The sequence below is a fragment of the Desulfoscipio sp. XC116 genome, from assembly GCF_039851975.1.
GTDB lineage: Bacteria > Bacillota > Desulfotomaculia > Desulfotomaculales > Desulfallaceae > Sporotomaculum.
Map to the genome: position 1 here is coordinate 951756 of NZ_CP156660.1, position 19549 is coordinate 971304.

Below are 19549 nucleotides of genomic sequence, written 5' to 3' on the forward strand. Positions count from 1 at the left end.
ACTAACTATTTAGTTAGCAAAGTGGTAAAAAGATTTCTTTTGTTGCTGATGCTGGTGAGGTATGCCTTATGCCCGGCTGTAAAGCAGGAAATGAGGAAATGCCGGCACTGGAAGTTCTGCCCTCGCCATCGCATTTACGGTTATTCGGGACCCATTGGTGTATTGGACTATGAGACGGGAGGTGCGAATTGAAGAAGCTTAAATTAAACAAAGTTGTAATGAGTATCAGTGCGGTTATTTTATTGACTTTCATGGGCAGTTTCATATGGAGAAGCCTGCAAACAGATTCCACGCCGGTAATTGCTAACCATAAGACTTCCGTTCAGGTTGAACAAGCGAGAGAGAGCGAGAAGATAACGCAAATTACATACAATGCTACTTTGGAGCCTGTTGAGGAAGGAATTGTGAGCAGCAAGGCAACCGGAGAAATTGTACGCATTTTGTTTGAAGACGGGGACCAGGTTGTTTCAGGCCAGGCTTTAGCGGAGCTTGATGATCAGGATTTGAGGAACCAACTTAATGCAGCTGAGATAGCAGTTCAGAAGCTAGAAGCAAATTTGCAAACAACCCAGGGGGATTATGATAGGACTAAGGTTCTATTTGAAAATGGCGCCGTGGCCCAAGTGGATTATGAGAATGCGGTAACCTCGCTCAAGCTGGTCAAGGCTGATTTGGAAACGGCCAAGATCAGTCGGCAGAGTATTAGCGCTGCTCTTGAAAGTTGTGTTATTCGTGCACCCATTTCAGGGGTGATGGATGAAAAAAATATTAATATTGGGCAGATGATTTCGCCGGGGCTTATCATAGCCAAAGTCAAAAATATAACTTCACTCTATGCGGTCGTACAGATAAAGCAACAAGATATAAACAAGATTCAAATAGGACAAAGAGCGACTATTCGCAATGAGGACTCTGCTGCCGAGGGTCTGGTCAAAGCGCTGGCTGTCTCGGCAGATTCTTTGACCCGAGTTTTCCGTTGCAAGATAGATGTGGATAACAAAAATAAGCTGTTTCATCCCGGAGATTATGCCAAGGTTGCAATCATCTCGGACCAAAAAGCACAAATGATAACGGTTCCCTTAGAAGCCCTGGCCGGTGATGAGGGGAACTATTTTATCATGGTTGATGATACGGGAATTGCGCGGCGCCGCAGTGTGACCATAGGCGAAATAATGGATAATAACCGGCTAGAAATTAAATCCGGGGTTCGAAACGGGGAGAGTGTTATCTATACCAATATCAATATGCTGCAGGACGGCGATGAAATAGCGGTGGTTTCGGGACAGGGGGAAAATCAATGATTTTAGCGGATGTCAGTATCAAAAGACCGGTATTTACCGTCGTGATTATGATCATGTTTCTTGTTCTGGGAATCTCCTGTTATACCTATTTACCTATCAACGAAAATCCTCAGGTGGAATTTCCCTATGTTACGGTTACAGTTACCCAGGCGGGAGCCTCGCCGGAGCAACTGGAGATCAATGTAACGAAAAAAGTGGAAGAGGCGGTTGGGCAGATTTCCGGAGTGAATCATATTTCTTCGACAATGAGTGAAGGCTTTTCCAATACGATCATTGAGTTTACCCTGGATAAATCTCCGGATGTTGCCGCCCAGGAGGTGAGGGATAAGATTGCCGCGATCCGGGGCGAGCTGCCGCAAGACATTAATGATCCGGCCATTGCCAAGCTGGACGTTTTTGCCAGCTCTATACTATCCATCGCTGTGACCGGAACGGAAGAAATCAAAGACCTTTCGGAATTTGTTGACGATAAGATGGTCAAAAGCCTGTATCAAGTCAAAGGTGTAGGAGCCGTAAACATCCACGGTAATACTAAACGGGAAATTCAGATCAAGCTGGACCAAAACAAGATGGCATCCTATGGTTTGATGGTGGGAGAAGTAGTTGGCAATTTTCAAAATGGTAATCTGGAAGGTACCGGAGGCAGGGTTTCCAATGAAAATAACGAGATTTCCCTGCAACTGGACGGCAGTGTTAAAAAAGCTGAGGATTTTAATAACATTCTGGTAGCTGAAAGAAATGGAGTAGATATAAGGGTACAGGATATTGCCGAGGTCATCGATGGCGTTCAGGAGGTCGACAGTCTTTCCCGGTACCAGGGAAAGCCGGCGATTGGTATTGATATCGTCAAGCAATCGGGCGCTAATACCGTGGAAGTAGCTGATGAAGTGAAAAGGACGTTGTCTGACATAAACGCACCCCTGCCTGCCGGGATAAATGTTAATCTGGTCCGGGATAATTCGGAGCAGATCCGTGATTCGGTCAACGGGGTGCAGAAAAACCTGCTGGAAGGATGTATCCTGGCTATTCTTATTGTCTTCTTTTTTTTACATGACTGGAAAAGTACTTTAATCAGCGCGGTATCTCTGACTATCTCAATTATCAGTGCGTTTATTGCTATGAAAGTTATGAACTTCTCCCTCAATCACATGTCGCTGATGGCTTTAACCCTGTCAATCGGATTATTGATAGATGATGCGATCATTGTTGTGGAAAACATTGTTCGCCACATACGCTTGGGCAAACCTCCATTACTGGCGGCCAAAGAGGCCACTTCCGAAATCGGTCCCGCCGTTCTGGCAACAACCTTGGCCGTTGTCGCCGTATTTCTTCCCACCGCCATGGTTAGCGGGCTTGTCGGGCGATACTTTATTGAATTTGGGTTAACAGTTGCTTTCAGCATGCTGTTTTCCTTATTCATTTCTTTTACGCTGGTGCCCATGATGGTCTCAAAATTACTTAAAACCAGAGAAAAGAGAGAAACATTGTACGGCGGATTTTCGCATGGCTTTAATTACAGGTTTAATCAAATTACGGAGAAATACTCCCAATTATTGAAGATGGCCCTTAGTCACAGATTGATTGTTATTATAATGACAATAACGTTATTTGTTGGCAGCATGGGCTTGCTTACAGTCCTGGGCTTCGAATTAGATATATCGTCAGATACAAGCGATATTAGCATCGCCGTAGGACTTGACTCCGGTTTGCCGTTGGAAAAGGCCGGTCAGAAGGCCGAGAGTCTGGAGGAGATTATTCGCGGTTATACAGAGGTCGAATCCATTTATACGACGATACAAAAGGATCGGATTTCGTGCTATGTGAAATTATGTGACAAAAAAGAGCGGAAGGACAGTACCAAAACGGTTGCGGACAAAATGCGGGAGGAGCTGAAAAAGATCCCGGGTGTTGAACTCGCTGTCAGGGCCAATATCCATGAAGCGGATGAGTCTAAAGAAGTAGCTATCAGTATTAAAGGCGATAACTATGATCAACTCCGGACCTTTGCTCTGGAAGCCAAAAGGACGATGAACCAAGATTCCACGGCCCGGGATGTTAGTATCAGTTATAAAGCCGGGAAACCTGAGGCCAGATTGGTGATCGACCGGGATAAGGCAGCGGATTTGGGAGTGGACACTGCTTCCGCTCTGAGCACGTTAAATACATTATTGGGCGGTACGGTGATCAGCCATTACGACAGTGCCCAGGATAAAGTGGATGTGCGAATTTCCATGAAAGATGAACAACGGACAAGTCTTGACAGTCTGAACGGAGTTTATGTACCCGGTTCCGGCAATCAAATGATTCCTCTCAGCCAGGTGACTAGTCAGGTCTTTGGGACAACAGCTTCAACCTTGAACCGTTATGATCGGTCTGGACAAATTGAATTATCAGCTAATGTTGTGGGCATGCCTACTGAAGAGTTCTTGAATACTTATTTGGCTAAATTGAAGCAGCAAGCTCCGCAGGGGATAACAATCGAAGTAGGCGGGATGAGTGCGGAATTGCAGGAAGGGTTTATCGGATTGCTGATTGCCCTGGGGATGGGAGTTCTCTTTATCTTCCTGATTATGGCTGCGCAATTTGAAAGCTTTATAGACCCATTAGCTATTATGGCTTCTCTTCCTTTAGCCTTAATCGGAGCTATAGCCGGTTTGTTTGTCACCGACAGTAAGATGAATTTCATGGCTTTGATCGGCATTATTTTTCTGATGGGCCTGGTTGCTAAAAATGCCATCCTACTTATTGATTTTACTAAACAAAGGTTAAGAGAAGGTGTGGAGATAAACCAAGCCCTGATTGAGGCCGGATTGGTGCGCTTTCGGCCAATAATCATGACCACGCTGGCCATGATATTTGGAATGATTCCGGTTGCCATGTCAACCGGGCCTGGAACGGAAATGCGCGCACCGATGGCTTATGCGGTTATCGGAGGATTAATTACTTCTACGCTTTTAAGCTTGGTTATTGTTCCGATTGTTTACACGTTACTGAATGATTTTAAACGGCTGTTTGGGAGAAAAAAATTGTTTGTTGAAACAGGAGAAGATGTAAAGTTTGTGAAGTAAGGTTCTTGATTCTTATCCTCTATAAGCAAAGATAAGAATCGGTAAAAATACAGCATGGTGATTGACCTTTTAGTACTAACACATTGATTTGTTATTTGACTGCTAAAATAAAACCGTTGTTTAGGCGACAGTACAATCATACACATACGATAAAGATAACGAATGCCAAGCGGCGGTTTTGAAATAAAGAAATTCAAAGCTGCCGTTGTCCTTTTCAAAAAATAGGATTCGGAGGGTTGTTAAAGTTGTCCCTTTTTAAGGACACGACGGCACAAGGAGGATGCCGTCGTGTTTTTTTGTTTTCGATATAATTCGATACTATTCTGCATACCAAAAAAGACTTTTAAAAGCATCAACGCTATATTATGTGGGCTTTGCTTGTCCCCAATTACTCTAAACGAGTCTTTAATGGGAACCAACTCAAAACGGTTAAGCCTGACTGAACAAGGGAGTCATCTTTTGCGTAATCTGAAGTCCAATCAGACCAGTTTCCGGATTTATCCCGGTACATTAAGCTTGAAAACGCAGTATCGCTGTATTTGATGGTATTATATGCGTCATCGGCTCCCTGGCACATTTTAATAAAAGCGTCGTTGGTAATGTCTTTATTGCAACGGGCCTTATGCCAAAAAGCCCCATTTAAATATAGATGTGCATAGTTGCTAGAATCAACAAAAAGCTTTAAGTGAAGTGAACTTTTTGACCAAAGTTGAAGCTATACAGAACGGATTTATCGTCAGCGTCGTTGCCGTTTGGGGATAGTTTCCAGTAACCCTTGCTAGGGTCAGATACATCATCATGAGTTTTTTTTATATAGGAAATACCTTCTTTAACCGCCCAATCGTCAAGAACGAAGTAAAAGTTGAAATAATCAATATTGTTGTTAGCGACGTAACCACTTGACGGCAAAGTAATATGACCTTGTATACCCATAAGGTTCCGCCGTTGATTTAGTTTTTGCTAATTTAGGATTAACATCAGCCATTAAATATTCCTCCTTAGTATCGGTGTGATTTATGAAGTATATTTTTCAAAAGTCTTTAAGACCTGGCGAAGTTTTTCCTTGTAATTATCCCGGTAAATCATTCGCCCGTCTTTGCTACAATCAGCTTCCATGTTGTAAATTGCGGTTTCAAACGCTTCATCAAGTTCCTTCAGTTCCTCCATGTCAAAGGGTTCTTGGAAAGTTTCGTAATCCTCTTGCACACAAACCTTATTTGCATTAAGCGCAAGGTCGGGATCGCCTGAAAGGTGTCCGTTTGCAACTTCGTTAATATACTTTGCCGAATGATTAAGGATTTCGTTTAACTTCGCAGCATCCTCGGGCGCAAGGTTGGTGTTTATTTTAGGAGATTCATTCGGTAAAACAGTTCTTGGCCAAATCATTACGTAATTAAGAGCATCCCCTTTATTTATATCAAAAGGTATTCCTCTTTTTGTAATCTCTCCTACTTTTACATATGGTCTTGGCCTTTGATCTCTTGTATCCGTTTCCGCAATAAATGAATTGTTAAGTTTTATCCAGTAGTGAATATCTTCTTCCCCTCCCTGGATATCATATTCCGTTATATTTTCAGCCGTAAATTCTAACTGCATACGGGTGAACATTTCTTCCTCATGTATTTTTCTTAAAGCGAAGTGCACCATTCGAAAAGCATTTGCATTGCTGACTTTGTTCCTCCAAACATTGCTTCCCTCAAGGTCTGAAATTTCTTGACCTTTCATTATTCGCTCATCATTAATATCCAATTGATTCCAAGTTGGATTCCATTGTGCATTTAAGTTAAAAGTATTAATCAAAATGTAAACGGGTATAAAAAGTGTGTTAATTTTTTCATCATAAACTACTTTTGTATTCATTGAAGAAGGTGTATTGTTTATTATTACCTTATTTGAATCAGCCGTAAATTTTACTTCTTGGCCGGAAAAGGTTATCTCAGCCGTTTTGGTTTCTTGATTGAATACCACGTCTGCCCCTATAAGATCATCGACAACTCGTATGAAACGGTTTAATTAAATAATCATTAGATCCCAAATCAAGCCCTTTTACCAAAAAGCCTTCTCAATGAATCGTCCTTTTGTTTAAAGTTTTTTCTAGCTACAGCTAAGTCATGACATGCCCTTTGGGTAAAATTATTAATGTATTTTTCCAAGGTAATGTTTTTTCCATAATTTTTTCACTCTTATTCCATATTTCTACTTTACCAGGCATAAAAATAAGACTTCCTAATTCTTGCCCATCCTTAAATGCGAGGATATACTCCTTGTTACTGACGAACATGCTTACAAGGAGTATATCTTGCTGTAGGCCCAGAAATGGTCCTTTGACGCGTTCTTTGACTTTGCTAGTAGTTATGAGTGACCGGAGAGCCTTAGTGATAGCTATATCCTGTTCTAACTTGCCAGTGGCTAGATCAACTGCTAATAATTCCCCTATCCCACCAAGGTAAACCTGATTATCCATACGTACGGATTGTGGCACCTGCCACCCGATCACAAGGGTTTCCAGCCCGTGGATGGAAAGCTATGTAATCCATATTTCTGATAACCGCGTGGTTGTGTTCTATGAGAGTAGGACCTCCGAAGGATTTACCGGATATCCCATGGATATACTTTCATTTTCGGAGGAAAATGGACAATTGCGAATTAGTAGACGTTAATGCCATCAACGACCGTACCGGTTACGACGTTCAAAAAAATTGTGGTTAATCTCTGATTTGGAGATATATTCCTTGCAAAATAGAGTGCCATAACAAGTGAAACTGAGAAGATTTTAGAAAAGCATTGGGAATATTCCTTACCATGGCTTCAATAAAAAGATTTCTAATTGTTAACACTTTTTTATTTTTAGATTCAATGCCGACAGTTGATATTGTTCGGGAAAAGTAAATAGCCTTTTTAGGCTATGAGACAAAAAATGACCGTTTCGTATTTGCGAGGATGGTCATTAATATTTTTATATATTTTGTTCTTGTTTATCATTACGCACCATTAATCCTACACCAATGGCAACAAAAAAACCGATGATAGCGTCTATTATAACTATGTGCATATAAAACGAGTCGCTTAACGGCCCTAAATGTTCACGGAGCCAAATGCATATGTCATTACCAGGTTGAAAGATAAGTATCATTATCTGGCATATTAGAAACCCCAGGGTAGTCATAAACAATAAATTTTTTCGTTCAGTCTTTTCGTCGAGTAACTGTCTGAAAAAGAAACCGACCAAAAAACCGGGCAAAATTAATAGTGCATAAAAGAATTGGTTAAGTATAAGTGCCGGAAACAGGATACCCAGTGCGAAAGCGCCTGTACCTGCCAACCACAATTTGCGGAAAGGATAATGCCTCCGAAGTAAGAAAGCCAAAACGGCCATACCAATGGCAGCCTCCACTAAAAAGCCAAACCAGATAACTATAAAATTTAGCAAGAAACTTTCGGAAAATATCAAGAAGATTCCCAGTGTTTTAAGAAGACCACCAATCATAAAAGCAAACCCAGTTAGAATCGATATCACAGGAAGGTTAAATTTTTGGATAGGCTCATTCATAAAATTTACACCTTTCTCTTTATATATTCTTTATATATAGATATTTTGCTTTATATTTTACATTATCCTCCCCCGGAGGACTTCCTACTTACCTCACCCATGGGGGCCTCGGCCAGGAACAATAGTGATTCTGGTGATGAGATCCTCGTGTCCTAGCAGGGTAGTTTTTTGAGAGGTCCTTTTCGCTGCCTGCTGCAGGCGACAAATAGTAGCGAAGAGGGAGGTTGCATCGTTCATCCCCACCTTACAATGTTTTCGAGGGAAAAAATGTTACGAGGCATGTTGAAGCGAGTTGTGGTCCATTGTACTCCTCCTGATTTTATTGTATGTCGCCGCATTCGCTACCTCCTTTACCTAAATTCATATCTCATGGAATAAGTGTACCTTGCGTATGGATGCAAAGTATTCAATATGAAGTCTTTTTTATCAATCGTAGCATTTGACTTGACAATTTAAGATGAAAAGCCAGGTCAAAGCGGGGTGGCCTTTTAATATGTCGCGAATTTCCTTCACACCGGCATGGTCTAATCTATTCATAGGTTCGTCGAAAATCAGAATCTCTGGATCTTTCATGATGGCTTGTGCGATCCCCAGTTGCTGACGCATTCCCATAAAATATTTTCTAAAGCACCCTATACGCCGCTTTGATGCAATATCTCAAGGATAACCCGCAAATAACTGAAATTGTCCTGTATTTGGACAACGATGCAGCAGGGCGGCTAGCGGCAAAGACTATCAAGGCCCTTCTTTCCTCCAACTACGCCGCCGTTTCCGACGAGCCGCCCAAGCACGGAAAGGATTATAATGACTATTTAAAAGTGATGTTGAGAGGGCGGCACGGGCCGGAGCGATAGCAAAGATAGCAAAAAAACAGCAAGGAAGAAAACAAAATAAAAACACATTTGTAAAGAATTGGGGTATAATATATGGCAAGCTTAAATGAATTAATGGTAAAGAGGAAAATTTGCTCAAAATGTTTGCCTGATTTGATGTATACTATATAGTAGTCGGATGATTGAAAGAGGTGATTCCTATGGCGACCGTTTCATTTGACAAGAACATTGTCGTAAAGGAACCGGAAGCAATAGAAAAACTCGTTGAAGTGCTTTCGTCATCAAAGGAAGCAAAGCCAATAAACAGGAAACTTGCTTCCGATGAGGCGATGGCAAGGGGTGAGAAATTATTAAAACAGTGCTTATCCCACTCGAAACATTTTTAGAAATGACTTCCGAAGAAACAGTAAAGGAAGTCATTTCTACTTCTTATTGTTCTAAAGACCATGATATAGAGAGCTTTTTGAAAAATGAAAACAAAGCTATCTTATACGAGATCGCACCATAAAAAAGTCTCTCAATAATAACGAGTTGACTAAGAATACCCTATTTTTATCTAGCGTAAAATCAGGCAAAGGAAATTTTGGCCATGAAAAAGGTGTCTCTCAATAAAAAACCAACATCAGCAACTGGCAGCGGCGGCAAAATGAAAACAACAACTTTTCCGCCGTCGTGCCTTACGATCTGGCGTAGCAGCGCCGGGAAAGCAAGGAGTTTCTGGACGGTTTGACCACCCGCGACCAGCGCATGATGTTCGACGTTTTAACGATGGTGCATGTGGCGGACAAGCAAGGGGCAGCTTGACAGCGACACGGAAACCTTGCCGGCCACGGCCAGAAAGCATCTCTGCCAGTTCTCCCCCCTGACCTGGCAGCAGATGGGCGGCCTGAACACGGCGCTGCCCTACGGCCTGCGCAAAATCCACGCCATTCGGACCCTGACCACCGAAAGCACGGCGGTGTTCATCCCCTTTCGGGCGCAGGAAATCGCCCACAGCGGCAGCAGTTACTATGGACAGAATGTAATTTCCAAATATGAAAGCGGTAAAGGAAACCACCAAGGGCACATTAAAACGGCGCGGGCGGCAAGAGCCGCCGCCAGACTTACCATACTGATGGCAAAACTGACCGTCAAAGCTACCACCGCGCTGACCAAGGGACTGATCGTCCTTGTGGGCGCAGGCTAGGCCGTCCTGGTCCTGCTTCTGTTTCGTTATACAAGCTTCATAATGAAAGGCTCTACCAATTCGAATCGCCATTAGCACATCTTTTCCACTCAGCCGACCTAAAAAAGTAATAACCGTTTTTTGACTCCAGTCCGTACCTTCCAGTAAGTTTTGCATGAGTTCCGCAGTTGTAACAGGTGGTCCGGTTTCCTCTCAGCAGGTGGTTTTCTTCGTAACAATAAAAAACCACTGGTAAATCATGTTTAACATCTATCATGACCTATCCACTTAGCTCTCAGTGTTGGGGAATGGATACAATATAGCGCAAATCAGGGGGCTTGCAAGCCAGAAATTTGGTTTACAAGCCCCAATCCTTTTTATGAATCAAAGGTCGCTGAGGAAAATGACATTTTTCGCATGTAACACTTACCCGCACCATTAGTAGAAATTACTTCCGAAAGCGTTCTTATTGCATTACTTGTATGTTGAGCGATTTTAATTTTACTATAGGTAGGCGATGAAGGTACTGTAATTACATATACAGAATGCCCATAGTTCGTGGAACTATTATTGCCAAACTGCAAAACGTTTCCTTTTGCAATAGAAGAAGGAGACACCCCAGTATACAACGACCCATTATTGGACCCTGTAGCTTTTGGACCTTTTGAAGGACTGCCAGTAGCGAAACTCCATAAGCTATTCACGCTTTCCCATGGACCGGAACCGCCTCCAGGACCTGCAAACCATCCGGCACTATAAGTTCCGTTGACCATTCTTACTTTATTGGAGATATTCGTTTTTATTGTCGAGTTACTTTGACTTGAGTTCCATCCTCCATACGCAGCCCATATACACTGAGATACGAAATTTGTACAATCTACACCTGCATTATAAAAGAAGGAGGCAGCATTTTCGACGTATTTATTTGCGTATTCAACTCCGGTTGATGCTGTGTAGCTGTAAGTTGCAGCCGGTATTGCATCTGTTTCCGGGGACGTTCCTTCTTCAACTGACATGTTCCTTGATCCTTCAATAGCTTTCATTTCTTCGGCCAAATTATACAAATCGTTTATGGCATTCCGAACCCTGGTTTCCAGGGAGGATTTTAACTCAAGTGAGAAAGGTGATCTGGGGGAGGCAGTTACATTTATATTCTTTAAAAATCCTGTATACATATCATCATCTGTAGATATACTTGTAATTACGTATCCATTTTCTGTATTCAATAACTCAAAATCGTAGATGATATCTTTACAACTTCCTTCTCCAACACTTTCGATCTCATACTCGTAATTGGCGTCAAGACTTGCTTTTACTGTTACAACCCCATTAGCCGTGGATATATCCTTATATGCAACATTATAGCTATAATTTTTATATCCAACGTCTAAGGCCTTTGCCATGGCAACACGCCAGTCAATGAATCGCTGAAATAGGTAAGTCTGATCAGTATCTGCCACAATATCGCTTGTATCCATAGTAATTTTATTTACAATGGAATCAAAATAGCTTTGAAAGAAGCTGTCAACTACTTTCTGGATCTGTTCTGTGTTGGCCTGGTTTACAGACGGTTCTGCATACGCTGTTACAGTAAGAGTGAAAAATATAAGACATATAGCAAGTGTGAGGTGAAGAATTTTGTTTTTCACTTAGCATCATCCTTTCTTGTTAACTGATTATTGTTAATTTTCATTACTTATAACCCAAAATAATAAACAATCAATAGAATCACCCCCTTTGGTCTATCACGGAATGAATAGAATCTTTTGAAGTTCCATTAGTATTAGCAACCGAAATGCTGGCTGGTTTAATGAAATTTTCTCTATATGTTTGGATAGACAGTATTTTTTACTTTATGTATCCCACCGATATCAGAAAGGATATTTACTGTTTCACCCCTTTCATTGTAAAAATTCATATTGTCTATTTCTTTATTGCTACCTAAAATGATGATATACCCTGCATCGCCTGATACATCCTCACTTACAGTCTTCCCATCATCCAAAATAACCTTTATATTGGTATATCCTGTTTTTTTGCGCGTGTCGGTTTCCGGAACCCAGGTATCAGATCTTAAATCCCCAAATACTATGGATGTATTGTCGCAAATTACCATATTAGCGGAAAAACCCATGCTGATGGAATATTCTCCTTCAGTGCCGCTGGTTATTTTATATCCGTCATCAACCGTTCCAATTTCAAATAAGGTAAGCCCATAATTTTCTTCTTGTGTAAAAAGCACCAGTACTAAAAGTTCTTTTTGGAATTCTTTTATTTTTAACACCTTTATATCATTTTCCGTTGCTGTAGTATGCTGGGTGAAACTATTTTGTAAGATCAGGGTCTTAATTTCATTGTCATCGGGATATTTTAAGGGAGGGTCAATTTTATTCTCTTGTCTACCGGATAGAGAACAGGCAGTTATAACAAGCATGAAGATAAAACAAGCTGCTATCCAAGTTGTTTTTTGCAAGTACTTTTTGTCGGAAGTTTGAAACAATTTTTCCATTGTAGTTCTCCCTCAATTTACTTACATCCAGTAGATTAATTTAAGCCTACACCAATACGTTTTGAAAAAATTTCCCAAAATATAAAAGTCGCAAAATTTATATTTAATGCGCACTTTGAATATCTCAAATTAGTCACCATGTTGCAAAATCATACGAAAGCGCACATTAATATATTTCATCCTTTCTTCAATATCTTCTTTAACTCTTCAATATCTTCTCTTGTAAGATCGCCACATCGGCTCCCTGGCACATTTTAATATAAGTGCCGCCGATAATGTTTTTATTACAACGGGCCTTAGCTGGTTTCCATTGACCATTTTCCTACAAACAGGATTTAGGTTTGCGTTTAAAAGGTCTAATGAATAATATTTTTAATTTTGGACAGCACCTGCCTTTAAGGAATTAAAATTATTTTGCATTGTGAGAAAATTGAGTGGTGCAGATAAAAAAATACGTTATCAGCGACAGGAAAATTTTAAAAAACAAAACATAAAATTTTCCTCTACCTATTACATTGCATTTCATTGCTAAAATCACACCTCTGTTTAAAAATTTTTTTTAAAGGTTTTTTTCACACGCCAATATTCTAAGCTCTGACGAAAATATCTTTGCTTGGGGGAACTCTTGGGCAAAAATGCTGGAAGCATATCCCCACTTATGTTGAGCAGAATTTTTCGAAGGGTTTTCACGTGCTAACTTTTTATAAAAATCTTTTTTATTCAGTAATTCACGATATAATAAACTTGAAAAGCATTTCTTTTTTGTAATTATTTGCTTTCTACAAATTGTTATTGCGAGGAGGGTTGTTGGTGGGAGGGAATGATAAAAATGCCGAAGCTTTTTATGAGCATTTGTGCAATCAATACTTCGAGCAGATCTATTTTTATTGTCAAAGGCTGGTCAAAGGCCAGGAGCAATTTATGGATTTTGTAGAAGATTGCACTCAAAATACCTTTCTGGAAGCCCGCAAACAAATCTCACATTTACTGAAACATCCTAACGTAGAAGGCTGGTTGTATACCACGGCGCGAAATTTGATCAATCGTTCCTATCGAAGCATGTATGTAAAAAAGAAACATGAAGTAATGATGGATGAAAATATGGCCAATAATTTAATGAAATTTGATTATGAATTGGAAGAGCTTTTTAATAGTAGCGTGGATTTGGACAGGCTATGCGCTGACATATTGAGTCAACTTAACGCCCATGAATATGATTTATATAGAGACTATTATAAAAATAACATGTCGATCTTGGAACTCGCTAAAAAATACGATGTCTCAGCTACTGCCATAACGACGAGGATTTACCGGTTAAAGAAAAAGATCAAAAATTTCGTCTATGATCATTTTAAAGAAAAAAAATTTTTAAAAAATATGTGATTTTGCATGACTTGTGCAATGTCATATATAGAAGGGAGAAATATCATGGACAAAAGATTAACGGAATCCATCCCTTCCGACACCAATAGCGATAAGGAGATCATCAAGAAGATCCTTTTCGAAAAGGAGCGTGATGCGGATGTAAAGGATAGAATGTGTGCCATTTTATATGAAGCGTCATCGGCTGATGAGGCAACCATGGATACCGATTTAATTGACGAATGTGTAAAAGCCATCGATCTGATTGAAGGCCGTAAAGAGCACCTGGACCCCGAGAAAATGAAGGCCATGCGGCAGAAGGTTGACCAAAAATATGAAAACTGGCTGCGGGCTCAGCGTAAACAAAGATTAAAAAAGTTAGTGGCCCAAAGCGCCGCCGGTTTGATTCTGGTTTTCTTTATGTCCTCCACGGTAGCTAGTGCCTTAGGTTATAATTTGGTCCAAACCGTGGTTGATTGGGGAAAAGAAACGTTTTATTTATCGGCGCAAAATCAGCCCAATGTACAGGATGATGATCATAATATTGCCGACAAAAAGAACTATGGCAATATCGAAGAAATTTTGCAAGACATGGCTGCAAAACCGTTATTGCCAAAGTGGGTTCCTGACGGGTTTGACTTTAAGTATGCCGAAAAATTTGTCCGTCTGGACAACACCAATGTTGTGTTATATTACGAAAATAGTGCCCATAAAACCATTGTTTTTGATTTTGAGATTTATACTGATCAAGCGTCAGCAGATGCGTCTTTTGAAAAAGATGATAATATGGTTGAGGTCTACGAGAAAAACAACATACCGCATTACATCTTTCAAAACATTGATCGGGTGCAAGCGATATGGACCAGTTCAAACGTTATATACAATGTAAGCGGCAATGTTTCGGCAGACGAAATGAAAAAGATTATAGATTCCATGAATGGAGGTTCGTGATATGTTGAAAAATAAAATGATTGTGATGGTTTTGGCCGGTATGCTATGTATACTGGCTTCTCCCCTAGCCGTTTATGCCAGTGAGGATGACGCTCAATCTCCCAGAGCCAGTGAATACATCCGTTCCACAAGTGTTCAAATAGTTCCGCAAGGAAACGGAACCCTTGTGTTGAAAAACAAGCTGGGCGCGACAACCATCGTTGAAAAACTGGGCATCATAACCTTGGAAGTTCAAAAAAAGATAGGCGGTTACTGGCAGACCATTGATACCCTGGTAACCGACGACTATGACTACAATACCGGTACATATATTTATGACTGCTATTATTATGGAACAGCGGGGACGGAATACCGAAGCTATGTTGAATTTTATGTAGAAAATGATGGAGGTTCAGAAACCAAAATCGTTACTTCTACTTCTAAAGTTGCAAACTAAGTATAGAATGGACAGTAAAAGATGGAACGGCATCTCAGAGGTAGCAGTGAAACCACAGTTAGAGTAGAGCCTGAAAGCGACGCGAAGATATGAAGTTATTGCAAAAATTTTTTAGCATTAACCATGATGGCGGTGCTGCTTGTTACCTTGGGCAGCACCGCTTGTGCCGCTGGTGCAAGTGATTTTGTAGTTGAAACCAGCGATTTACCACCAGATGACATAGACGTCGGCACGGTCAGTTTCCGCTCTATCTGATGCGTATTTTTACAGTAGTACTCACGCCCGGCATAAGGTTGATCTGTTTCAGCGGTTTGAATAAAGAATCAAAGCCGCCGTTTTCTTTTTTAAAAGATAGGATTGCGGAGGGTTTATTAAGGTACTCTTCTTTAAAAGGACACGGTGGCATTAGGAGGTTGCCGCCGTGTTGCTTGTTTTTTCCCGACATTATTTGATGACATTTGACTATTTAAAAAAAGCTTAATGTTCCTGCCGCCCTGTAATGCCCGAAAGCTGATGGTGTTGCCTGTCCAGAAGTTGCCATATATAATGACCATATCATGAAGAAAGGAAAGACGCCCCTTTTTTTGGTGTACTGCTGCAGCAACAGCAATACCAGGGGCGCCACCACGTATGGTCATTTTAACAGAATATGAGCTAATTGAAAACCTTGAAAAAAGTGTTTTTTGTAAAGAGCGCGGAGCAGATTCCCTGTCCCTGTTGTAACGGGCCACTGGATGTCATCGGCAGCCGGCAACGCAAGTACATAAATGGCCTTGGCGATCAGATCGTGCTCATCATTCGCCGGCTCCGTTGTGAACACTGCCGTCGGATCCATCACGAACTTCCGGATATACTCGTCCCGTACAAACGCCACAGCAGAAAAAGCATTGAGGCGGTCATAGCCGGAGACACCGCACTGACCGTCACCGCTGACGAATCCACATTAGGCCGTTGGCGCAGTTGGTTTAGTGAAATGTATTATCACTTCCTGGGTTGCCTGGCCTCCATCGCTACCTTACTCGGTAACCAATCTGTGAAAGAATCGTCCTGTCTTTCCCAGTCTGCGCTCACAAGGATTTGGGACTATGTTGGCAACGCCACCGGCTGGCTGGCCAGAGTTGTCCGATCAGTGGCAAACACAAATTGTTGGGTACATACCCGTTCTGCATTCCCGTCCTGACGGTCAGGATATAAACTCATGCTAAGCCTAAAAATTAGGGGGTTTTAGCATGAAAGACCAACAAAAGGCCGAAGAGATTGCCGCTCAGCGGATGCAACTACTATCCCCGCTGCTAGCGGACGGGCTTGATGCGGCCAAAATCAGGGAAATTAAGAAAGATATCTGCCAGCAGACCGGACTATCCGAGCGTACGCTGCGCAGATACCTGGCCCAGTACCGGGCAGTCGGCTTTAGGGGACTAAAACCTAAAGGCAAAGGCCGGCAAACCGAAGAAGCTATACCATCAAATATCCTAACTCAGGCCATCCTGTTGCGTCGTGAGGTGCCCGGTCGCAGCATCGCTCAGATCATTCAGATTATGGAATGGGAAGGGCTGATCCAGGAAGGGCGGATTAAACGCAGCACCCTGCAGGAGAAGTTGGCCGAGAAAGGCTACAGCACAAGACAGATGCGCATGTACTCCGACAGCGGCGTGGCGGCTCGGCGATTCCAAAAGAAGCACCGCAACCAGCTCGTACATTCCGACATCAAATACGGCCCCTACCTGCCAATCGGCAAGGATGGCGCTAAAAAGCAGGTCTACCTGGTCACCTTCATCGACGATGCCACCCGCTTTGTGCTGCACGGCGAGTTCTACCCGACGCTGGATCAGGTCATTGTAGAAGATTGCTTCCGTAAAGCGATTCACAAATACGGAGTTCCCGAAGCGGTATATTTCGACAACGGTAGCCAGTATCGCACTAAATGGATGCATCGCACCTGCAGCAAATTAGGCACCCGGCTAGTATTTGCAAAACCGTACTCTCCGGAGGCAACCGGTAAAGTAGAAAGGTTTAACCGGGTGGTGGACGCCTTCTTAGGCGAGGCCAAACTGGAAAAACCACAATCGCTGGACAAGTTAAATGAGCTGTTTTGGGTCTGGCTGGAGGAGTGCTACCACAACAAGCCGCATTCCGGGCTAGATGGTAGCGCCAGCCCGCATGCTGCCTACCGCAGTGACAACAAGGCACTAAGGTATTTGGATCCACAAACCATCGCTAACGCCTTTTTGCACTGTGAAAAACGGAAAGTGGACAAGGCTGGCTGCATCAGCTTTAACGGCAATAAGTACGAAGTCGGGCTGCCGTTTATCGGGTGTAAAGTGCAAGTCATCTACGACCCCGCTAACATCACTGAACTGACTATTGAATATGAAGGGCACGCACCCTGGACAGCTAGGCAGTTAGTAATCGGCCAGCGAGCCGGGAAACGCCCCCCGCTGCCGGAACACCTGCAGCCCAAGCCCGCCGAATCGTCGCGACTCCTGGCTGCAGCCGCCCTGAAAAACCAGCAGCGTAAAGAGCAGCAGGCTCCAGCCATTTCTTTTAGAGCCGTGAACAAGGAGGATAACAGTCATGTTTGAATCCTTCTACGGCCTGTCTAAAACACCGTTCTCCCGGGACATCCCAACGGATCAGTTGTACCAATCGCTGATGCTAGATGAGACACTGGGCCGATTGGAATATGCCGCCCGTAGGCAACTTTTCGCCGTGGTTACCGGTGACTGCGGTACCGGTAAAACAACCACCATCCGCCTGTTCAAGGCCTCTTTAAATCCGGCCATGTTCATGGTGATGTATCTGGCGGACTCCAAACTTACCCCCCGGCATTTCTACAAGGGCCTATTGGAACAGCTAGGCTGTGAAGCCAAGTTTTATCGCGGCGACGCCAAGCGCCAGTTGCACCGGGAAGTCGAACTCATGCGCGGTATTCAGCAACTGCAGCCGGTTGTTATCGTAGACGAAGCGCATCTTTTGGACAAAGAAATGCTGGAAGAGGTACGATTCTTGTTGAACTTTAAAATGGATGCCCAAAGTCCTATGGCCCTGATCTTGGTGGGTCAGAGCGAACTGTGGGATAAGTTCCAGCTTCAAGCGTACGCCGCCATCCGCCAACGGATCGACCTGCAGTGTAAACTGCCGCACCTGGACCGTTCCCAAGTCGGGGAATATATTAATCGGCACCTGGCTTATGCCGGCGCCGAACACGATATCTTTTCAGATAATGCGGTTGATCAGGTGTTCCGGTATTCCAGCGGTGCAGTCAGGCTTGTTAACAAAGTCTGCACCCATTGCTTGCTCTATGGAGCTCAAAACGGTCGTCGGATTATTGATGATCACATGGTGAAGTTGGTTATCCAGGGAGAATTGTTATAATTCTCCCTTCCCCGGGCCGGTGGGCACTAAGTCCGTCAATTCACGGACAACTAACACCGTCTATTGCTGGACGTTACAGATCGTCAGTAACAGCTTAATTCGTAGAGGGCCTTATTGCGTCCAACAAGGTATCTGCACACATTACATAATAAGACGTCTAAACTTTTCTGCCCGATTGGATATTGTTCAGTCGGGCTTTTTTGTGCCCTTTTGCCAAGTGTCATTGAAAAAACGCAACAAACAACCTTTGCCAGTTGGGATAAAGAGTGAAAGGGAAATAGGGACAAATTTAACTAACTCCCTCCATTTGGAACAGGAAGGAGGTGAACTCTATGGAGCGATCTTCTTCCAATAACAAGGGAAAAACTGTCCAGCATCAGTTTGACAGCTTTTGCGGGAAAGTCCTGAAAGGCGAAGCCAGCAATTACCGCAAAGCACTTGCCCGGCGCTGGCGGTACGAAGTGACCTTTTCCGAGCTATCAGAGAAGGAGTTGAACTAGCTTTATGCTATGGATGAATATGCGACTGATTATTACTTGTTCCAGGTAATGGGCTACGATGTCGAGGTCAAGGACGCGTTGATAGGTGAAGCGTTGGAAGCGCCTGGACCTCAGCTCCAAGGTCGCTTCGGCCAACGCCATCATCGGCATATATCCCTCCTGACATCCTTACAAAGCGGGCGAAATGCCAGTAGAAAGGGCGATGAGAGCATCCGCCAATATGCGCTAAAACGTGTCATGTGACGGGTATGTGGGATGGCTAACAGAAGGTGTCGCCAGAAAAGAAAAAAGCCCTCGAATCCGCTTATATCACGGTTCAAGAGCGATTGTTTCTGGTGCCGATGGCCGGAGTCGAACCGGCATGGAGGTTATCCAACGGTTTTTGAGACCCTTCACATTACCGGAAGCATCGGGAATGTAACGTACTCTACCGGAATCCTTAGACCCCAAAAAACCTTGTATAATGCGGGTTTGCGGCACTTAAAACCCGGAAACCCAT

General features: G+C 42.8%; 19 protein-coding genes and 1 pseudogene. 12 read left to right on the forward strand and 8 right to left on the reverse strand.

Annotation, left to right across the window (positions count from 1 at the left end; translation table 11 throughout):
• Positions 1-188 precede the first annotated feature (188 nt).
• Positions 189-1301: an efflux RND transporter periplasmic adaptor subunit gene (locus ABDB91_RS04410; RefSeq protein ID WP_347490420.1), complete on the forward strand. Its 1113-nt coding sequence runs from the start codon at positions 189-191 to the stop codon at positions 1299-1301.
• On the forward strand, positions 1298-4369 hold the full coding sequence (locus ABDB91_RS04415) for an efflux RND transporter permease subunit (protein WP_347490421.1): 3072 nt from the start codon (positions 1298-1300) through the stop codon (positions 4367-4369). Before ABDB91_RS04410 ends, ABDB91_RS04415 begins: the two co-directional genes overlap by 4 nt.
• 681 nt (positions 4370-5050) lie before the next feature.
• Here ABDB91_RS04415 and ABDB91_RS04420 read toward each other — a convergent pair.
• From ABDB91_RS04420 to ABDB91_RS04440, 5 genes are all read right to left on the reverse strand, one after another.
• The gene (locus ABDB91_RS04420; RefSeq protein ID WP_347490422.1) at positions 5051-5302 is read right to left on the reverse strand and encodes a hypothetical protein; all 252 of its coding nucleotides are present in this window, start codon (positions 5300-5302) and stop codon (positions 5051-5053) included.
• A gap of 81 nt (positions 5303-5383) precedes the next feature.
• Positions 5384-6370 (reverse strand): copper amine oxidase N-terminal domain-containing protein, encoded by a 987-nt coding sequence (locus ABDB91_RS04425; protein ID WP_347491525.1) that lies wholly within the window; start codon positions 6368-6370, stop codon positions 5384-5386.
• A gap of 103 nt (positions 6371-6473) precedes the next feature.
• Positions 6474-6833, reverse strand: coding sequence for a hypothetical protein (locus ABDB91_RS04430; RefSeq protein ID WP_347490423.1), 360 nt, complete (start codon positions 6831-6833; stop codon positions 6474-6476).
• 492 nt (positions 6834-7325) lie between these two features.
• Complete coding sequence (locus tag ABDB91_RS04435) at positions 7326-7919, reverse strand: hypothetical protein (RefSeq protein WP_347490424.1); 594 nt, start codon at positions 7917-7919, stop codon at positions 7326-7328.
• A 426-nt stretch (positions 7920-8345) separates the two neighbouring features.
• Complete coding sequence (locus ABDB91_RS04440; protein WP_347490425.1) at positions 8346-8531, reverse strand: ATP-binding cassette domain-containing protein; 186 nt, start codon at positions 8529-8531, stop codon at positions 8346-8348.
• 35 nt (positions 8532-8566) lie between these two features.
• Between ABDB91_RS04440 and ABDB91_RS04445 the strand changes: the two genes are divergently transcribed.
• The 3 genes and pseudogenes from ABDB91_RS04445 to ABDB91_RS04455 all read left to right on the forward strand — a co-directional run.
• The gene (locus tag ABDB91_RS04445) at positions 8567-8773 is read left to right on the forward strand and encodes a toprim domain-containing protein (RefSeq protein WP_347490426.1); all 207 of its coding nucleotides are present in this window, start codon (positions 8567-8569) and stop codon (positions 8771-8773) included.
• Between the two features lie 179 nt (positions 8774-8952).
• A complete protein-coding gene (locus ABDB91_RS04450) occupies positions 8953-9138 on the forward strand; it encodes a hypothetical protein (RefSeq protein ID WP_347490427.1) in 186 nt (61 codons plus the stop codon).
• A 226-nt stretch (positions 9139-9364) separates the two neighbouring features.
• A pseudogene (locus ABDB91_RS04455) lies at positions 9365-9785 on the forward strand (TraE family protein); the annotation flags it as partial.
• A gap of 509 nt (positions 9786-10294) precedes the next feature.
• Here the strand turns inward: ABDB91_RS04455 and ABDB91_RS04460 are convergent.
• Positions 10295-11566 carry an amidase domain-containing protein gene (locus ABDB91_RS04460; RefSeq protein ID WP_347490428.1) on the reverse strand — a complete coding sequence of 424 codons (1272 nt, stop codon included), beginning with the start codon at positions 11564-11566 and terminating at the stop codon, positions 10295-10297.
• A 173-nt stretch (positions 11567-11739) separates the two neighbouring features.
• Complete coding sequence (locus ABDB91_RS04465; protein WP_347490429.1) at positions 11740-12426, reverse strand: hypothetical protein; 687 nt, start codon at positions 12424-12426, stop codon at positions 11740-11742.
• A gap of 810 nt (positions 12427-13236) precedes the next feature.
• Between ABDB91_RS04465 and ABDB91_RS04470 the strand changes: the two genes are divergently transcribed.
• From ABDB91_RS04470 to ABDB91_RS04480, 3 genes are read left to right on the forward strand one after another with little or no spacing between them, the layout of a single operon-like run.
• Positions 13237-13809 (forward strand): sigma-70 family RNA polymerase sigma factor, encoded by a 573-nt coding sequence (locus ABDB91_RS04470; RefSeq protein WP_347490430.1) that lies wholly within the window; start codon positions 13237-13239, stop codon positions 13807-13809.
• Positions 13810-13854: 45 nt separating this feature from the next.
• The gene (locus ABDB91_RS04475) at positions 13855-14739 is read left to right on the forward strand and encodes a DUF4367 domain-containing protein (RefSeq protein ID WP_347490431.1); all 885 of its coding nucleotides are present in this window, start codon (positions 13855-13857) and stop codon (positions 14737-14739) included.
• 1 nt (position 14740) lies between these two features.
• Complete coding sequence (locus tag ABDB91_RS04480) at positions 14741-15175, forward strand: hypothetical protein (protein ID WP_347490432.1); 435 nt, start codon at positions 14741-14743, stop codon at positions 15173-15175.
• Positions 15176-15809: 634 nt separating this feature from the next.
• On the opposite strand, the gene ABDB91_RS04485 is transcribed toward ABDB91_RS04480, so the two are convergent.
• A complete protein-coding gene (locus ABDB91_RS04485; RefSeq protein WP_347491677.1) occupies positions 15810-16010 on the reverse strand; it encodes a hypothetical protein in 201 nt (66 codons plus the stop codon).
• Between ABDB91_RS04485 and ABDB91_RS04490 the strand changes: the two genes are divergently transcribed.
• The 4 genes from ABDB91_RS04490 (at position 15939) to ABDB91_RS04505 (ending at position 19050) form a co-directional block, all read left to right on the forward strand.
• On the forward strand, positions 15939-16355 hold the full coding sequence (locus ABDB91_RS04490; protein WP_347491526.1) for a DUF6431 domain-containing protein: 417 nt from the start codon (positions 15939-15941) through the stop codon (positions 16353-16355). The two genes, ABDB91_RS04485 and ABDB91_RS04490, sit on opposite strands and share 72 nt — an antisense overlap.
• Positions 16356-16404: 49 nt before the next feature.
• Complete coding sequence (locus ABDB91_RS04495; protein WP_347487742.1) at positions 16405-17757, forward strand: DDE-type integrase/transposase/recombinase; 1353 nt, start codon at positions 16405-16407, stop codon at positions 17755-17757.
• Positions 17750-18550 carry an AAA family ATPase gene (locus ABDB91_RS04500; protein ID WP_347487743.1) on the forward strand — a complete coding sequence of 267 codons (801 nt, stop codon included), beginning with the start codon at positions 17750-17752 and terminating at the stop codon, positions 18548-18550. The genes ABDB91_RS04495 and ABDB91_RS04500 overlap by 8 nt, the downstream gene beginning before the upstream one ends.
• Positions 18551-18882: 332 nt before the next feature.
• Positions 18883-19050, forward strand: coding sequence for a hypothetical protein (locus ABDB91_RS04505; RefSeq protein WP_347490433.1), 168 nt, complete (start codon positions 18883-18885; stop codon positions 19048-19050).
• The last annotated feature ends 499 nt before the right edge of the window (positions 19051-19549 follow it).

What these genes read in the sequence shown, in the direction of transcription:
- ABDB91_RS04415 (WP_347490421.1), top strand. Translation starts at nt 1,298, where the DNA reads ATGATTTTAGCGGATGTCAGTATCAAAAGACCGGTATTTACCGTCGTG.
- ABDB91_RS04420 (WP_347490422.1), bottom strand. Translation starts at nt 5,302, where the DNA reads ATGGGTATACAAGGTCATATTACTTTGCCGTCAAGTGGTTACGTCGCT.
- ABDB91_RS04430 (WP_347490423.1), bottom strand. Translation starts at nt 6,833, where the DNA reads ATGGATAATCAGGTTTACCTTGGTGGGATAGGGGAATTATTAGCAGTT.
- ABDB91_RS04435 (WP_347490424.1), bottom strand. Translation starts at nt 7,919, where the DNA reads ATGAATGAGCCTATCCAAAAATTTAACCTTCCTGTGATATCGATTCTA.
- ABDB91_RS04440 (WP_347490425.1), bottom strand. Translation starts at nt 8,531, where the DNA reads ATGGGAATGCGTCAGCAACTGGGGATCGCACAAGCCATCATGAAAGAT.
- ABDB91_RS04445 (WP_347490426.1), top strand. Translation starts at nt 8,567, where the DNA reads ATGCAATATCTCAAGGATAACCCGCAAATAACTGAAATTGTCCTGTAT.
- ABDB91_RS04450 (WP_347490427.1), top strand. Translation starts at nt 8,953, where the DNA reads ATGGCGACCGTTTCATTTGACAAGAACATTGTCGTAAAGGAACCGGAA.
- ABDB91_RS04465 (WP_347490429.1), bottom strand. Translation starts at nt 12,426, where the DNA reads ATGGAAAAATTGTTTCAAACTTCCGACAAAAAGTACTTGCAAAAAACA.
- ABDB91_RS04475 (WP_347490431.1), top strand. Translation starts at nt 13,855, where the DNA reads ATGGACAAAAGATTAACGGAATCCATCCCTTCCGACACCAATAGCGAT.
- ABDB91_RS04480 (WP_347490432.1), top strand. Translation starts at nt 14,741, where the DNA reads ATGTTGAAAAATAAAATGATTGTGATGGTTTTGGCCGGTATGCTATGT.
- ABDB91_RS04485 (WP_347491677.1), bottom strand. Translation starts at nt 16,010, where the DNA reads ATGGATCCGACGGCAGTGTTCACAACGGAGCCGGCGAATGATGAGCAC.
- ABDB91_RS04495 (WP_347487742.1), top strand. Translation starts at nt 16,405, where the DNA reads ATGAAAGACCAACAAAAGGCCGAAGAGATTGCCGCTCAGCGGATGCAA.
- ABDB91_RS04500 (WP_347487743.1), top strand. Translation starts at nt 17,750, where the DNA reads ATGTTTGAATCCTTCTACGGCCTGTCTAAAACACCGTTCTCCCGGGAC.
- ABDB91_RS04505 (WP_347490433.1), top strand. Translation starts at nt 18,883, where the DNA reads ATGGAGCGATCTTCTTCCAATAACAAGGGAAAAACTGTCCAGCATCAG.